2 protein-coding genes, 1 tRNA gene and 2 pseudogenes are annotated in these 4,085 nt (G+C 59.9%); 2 read left to right on the top strand and 3 right to left on the bottom strand.

All coding sequences use genetic code 11. The annotated features are described in order from the left end of the window. Nucleotides 1-20 precede the first annotated feature (20 nt). A pseudogene (gene istA / locus ACT6VE_RS34430) lies at nt 21-1,262 on the bottom strand (IS21 family transposase); the annotation flags it as partial. A gap of 294 nt (nt 1,263-1,556) precedes the next feature. On the opposite strand from istA, the gene ACT6VE_RS34425 reads away from it, so the two are divergent. Both ACT6VE_RS34425 and ACT6VE_RS34420 read left to right on the top strand, forming a co-directional pair. After that, nucleotides 1,557-2,105: a hypothetical protein gene (locus ACT6VE_RS34425; protein ID WP_444802617.1), complete on the top strand. Its 549-nt coding sequence runs from the start codon at nt 1,557-1,559 to the stop codon at nt 2,103-2,105. Between the two features lie 102 nt (nt 2,106-2,207). Further along, nucleotides 2,208-3,275 (top strand): annotated as a pseudogene (locus ACT6VE_RS34420) (recombinase family protein); the annotation flags it as partial. 72 nt (nt 3,276-3,347) lie between these two features. Here the strand turns inward: ACT6VE_RS34420 and ACT6VE_RS34415 are convergent. Beyond that, nucleotides 3,348-3,725 carry a hypothetical protein gene (locus ACT6VE_RS34415; RefSeq protein WP_444802616.1) on the bottom strand — a complete coding sequence of 126 codons (378 nt, stop codon included), beginning with the start codon at nt 3,723-3,725 and terminating at the stop codon, nt 3,348-3,350. 283 nt (nt 3,726-4,008) lie between these two features. Further along, nucleotides 4,009-4,085: transfer RNA gene (locus tag ACT6VE_RS34410), tRNA-Met, on the bottom strand.

Below are 4,085 nucleotides of genomic sequence, written 5' to 3'. Positions count from 1 at the left end.
CGCTGACCCTATGCAACCAGAGGCAGGGGTCCCTCTTGGGAGCCGATACGGGGTCCCGTTACCAAGCCGATTGACACCATCGGCTTTTTGCGCAGGGAATGGATGACGTGGTGGTAGTTGACGACCTGATCGTGCCGCCCGTCGGGCTGGCCGCGTCCGCGGCGCAACGTCATCAGATGCGTGCCGCCGACAAAGACATCCAGCCGATCGTCGAACAGGCGAACTCGTAACCTGTGGCCGATCAGGCGGGATGGCACGGTGTAGAAGACCTTGCGCAAGGTGAAGCCGCCCGTCCGAGACACCGTGACGACAATCTCTTCGAAGTCCGTGGTCCGGCGCTCGGGCAGCGCCTGCAGATGGGATCGTTCTGCATCAATGCGTTTGCCATGGGCAGCGTTGCGACGGCTGACGATCTCGTCGACAAAGGCGCGGTAAGAACTGAGATCGTCGAATTCCTTGGTCCCCCGCATCAGCAGGGCATCATGAACAGCGTTCTTGAGATGGCCATGGGAGCTTTCGATCGAGCCATTCTCATGCGCGACGCCTTTGTTGTTGCGCGTCGGCGTCATTCGATAATGGGAGCAAAGCTGATCGTATCGGTGGGTGAGATCGACCTTGGCATCGGCGTCGAGGTTGCGGAATGCCGCCGACAGGCTGTCGCTCCGATGATAGAGCGGCGTACCGCCCACGGACCAAAGGGCATTTTGAAGCCCTTCGGCCAGCGCGACAAAGCTTTCCCCGCCGAGAATGACATGGGCATGCTCGAAGCCCGACCAGACGAGCCGGAAGTGATAGAAAAGGTGATCAATTGGCTGGCCGGCGACCGTCACACCAAGACCGCTGGCATCGGTAAAATCCGAAAGGCCCAGCCGGCCTGGCTCGTGCATCTGGCGGAAGATGACCTCCTGCGCTTCGCCATGGACAGCACGCCACGACCGGATGCGTCGTTCAAGCGTACGGCGGATACCTTCAGAGAGTTCTGGATGTCGGCGCAGCATCTCGTTGTAGACAGCGACGGCACGGATGCCGGGTGCGGTCTTCAGGAGCGGGATGACTTCTGTCTCGAATATCGGCTCCAGAGGATCGGGGCGGCGACGACCGCGGGGCGCCTTGCTCTGAGATGGAAGCTGCGTCTCCTTGTCGAGACGGTAGGCCGTAGCCCGGCTGATCGAAGCTTTTGCCGCGGCGACCTCTACGGAATGCGTTTGTCGGTACTTCATGAAGAGTCTCATCTGATGATCGGTTACATGGCGACCCGGCACAAACTGGTTCTCCAATCCAGAAAACCGCAAATGTACCGAACCGACCGCGATCTTGAGACGCCGAAAATCTGCGCCACGCCGGGGTATGACTACGATCGGGCTACGCCCTCACTCCGTCACACCCCGGCGCGAGTCTCATCCTGATTGACGCTGAATCTCACCTAGATTGCCGCTACGCAAACAACGGCTCGTCGTCGAAGAAGCCAGCAGCGGTCAGGCTCGCTCTCAGGGTCCCGCATCGTTTCAGAACATTGATGATGAACAAAACGATGCGCGGAGCTAAAAGGAGAACCTATGTCCGCTAATGCGCTTGACCAGGTATTGGCTACGACCAATGCCGATATCAATCCGATCCTGAAGATGCTCAGCATCTTCAACGAAGGCGAGCGAGCGTTCAATGTCAACGCAGCGCTTTTGAGGCACGGCCGCCATTTCAGACATATCGACAGATACCCTGTCGGTATGCGTAAGGGGCGGCTCGGTGAATGCTACAAGAACTGCACACAAGCACTCATGCCTGTCATCTGCGATCCCGATCCGCCATACTTCTACGCGGAAGGATATGCGATGGACGCCGAACTGGGACTGCCGCTCCAGCATGCCTGGCTGGTTAACACCGACGACCAGGCTATCGATCTGACCTGGCGCGACAACAAAAGTGTCACCTACTACGGCGTCATCTTCAGACCCGCGTTCCTGCTCGAGGCTATGCGCTTCACTGAGGTATACGGCGTTCTGTTTAATCCCGGTCTTCAAGATCGCCTGTTCCACGACGCCGACGTGTTCAAATCGACGCTCTGCCGCCCTGGCTTGCCGGGCCTGCCTCGCGGCGCCGTCGCATAGTCGGTCGCCACAACCGTCGCCGGCCGGAAAGCATCTTTCGGTCGGCGGCGATCGCCGGATTTTTCCCAGCGTAGACTGAGCCGTTTCCCGTCCAGAGGTTTCATGAGCACGAACGTCATCATCTACGCCCGCTATTCCACCGACCGCCAGGACGAACAGTCGATCGAGACGCAGGTCGCGCTTGGCCGGGACTTCGCAAGCGCCCGCGGCTGGATGGTAGAAGAGGTCTACGAAGATCGCGCAATCAGCGGTACGAAGCTCAAGTCGCGCCCCGGCATCCAGGCGGTGTTGCACCGGATCAAACGCGGCGGCGTCAACGTCCTGCTCTGCATGTCGGTCGATCGTATTTCGCGCGACATGGAGCACAGCTCGGCCATTCTAAAACAGCTGCGCCATCGCGGTGTCGAACTCTGGACCGTGCAGAACGCGGCGCCGGTCAACGACATGGAACTCGGCCTGCGGTCGATTATCAGTCACGACATGATCGAACAGACACGCTACAAGACGCGCGAGGGCATGAAGACCGCCGTCCGGAGGGGGAAGGCGGCGGGTGGTATCGCCTATGGCTATCGGGCAAAGCTGGTCTATGATGATCGCGGTGACCGCATCCCGGGTCTGCGCGAGATCGATGAAGAGCAGGCCGAGATCGTCCGCTGGATTTTCCAGCAGTATGTGCTCGGCCGCTCTCCCAAGGACATGGCAATCGACCTCAACAAGCGCGCGCCGCAGGTTCCAGGTCCTCGAGGGCTGAGGTGGCGGGACACGGCTATCCGCGGCAGCAAGGAGCGAGGTTCCGGCATTCTGAACAACGAGACATATGTCGGCCGTCTTGTCTTCAATCGTCGCAAGTTCAGCAAGAACCCGGAAACGGAACAGCGGGAAGCCCGCATGAACGATGAGAGCGAATGGGTCGTGTCCGAAGTCCCCGAGTTGCGCATCATCGACGATGAACTCTGGGCGAAGGTGAAGCAGCGGCAGCTCGAGGTCGAAGCCCTGTTCGATCATACGAAGACGAACCGCCTCAACCGCACCCATCGCCCGTCCTATCTCCTGAGCGGACTCATCGAATGCGCCCACTGCGGCGGCCCATACGCCATCATGGCCAAAGATCGCTATGGCTGCACAAACCGGCAGAAGAAACTGCCGATCGACCACCTCGGCGATATCGTTTGCCCGAACTCGAAGACGATCAGCCGGAATGAGCTGGAAGGTCGCGTGCTCGACGCAATCCCGGCACGCCTCCTATCGCCCGACAACACCGCATCGATTCAGGACGAGATCAACAAGCAATTGGAAGCGGCACGAACGGCAGGCGAGCGAGACCAGGAGAAGCTCCAGGCCCGACTGCAACAGGTCTCCCGCACACAGGATATCGTTGCCGCTCAAATCACCGAGCGCCTCCTTAACGGCCACTCCCATGTCGAGGCCTTCAACAGACAGCTTGACGAGTTGCAGAAGCAGCGGAACGAGATCGAGGCATCGCTTGCGCGTCCGCAACGCAAGCGCAGCGGACCGGCAAAACCGATCTTCATCAATCCCGCCGTATACACCTTGGCCATCGCAGCGCTGACGACAGTCGCGCGCACAGGCGCAAGCCAGAACGACGACGTCCAGCGTCATTTCAACTTCCTACGTGAGCTGGTGCAGAAGGTGGTGATCGCGCCGTCGGCCGATAGCAAATCCGCCGATCTCACCATTCACGGACGCCTTGCCGGCGTTCTTGCATCGATGCAGGCGTTTCAGGAGCACAGCGCTGGCTTGCGCGAGCGCCATAAAAACGACTTCGCCCGCCGGGTTAGAGCGGGCAATTTCGCAAATAGCGCCGAGAAGCTGGCTTATCTTGACCGTTTCCGGGCCATTCTTGCCTCAGAGGAGGCTGAATGGCGCCGGTTACAAGTTTCAGTGGTTGCGGGGGCAGGATTTGAACCTGCGGCCTTCAGGTTATGAGCCTGACGAGCTACCGGGCTGCTCCACCCCGCG

Origin of the sequence: Shinella sp. (assembly GCF_052438155.1) — a bacterium.
Lineage (GTDB): Bacteria > Pseudomonadota > Alphaproteobacteria > Rhizobiales > Rhizobiaceae > Shinella.
The sequence above is the reverse complement of the archived record's forward strand: the minus strand, read 5'-3'. Positions and strand labels throughout refer to the sequence as shown.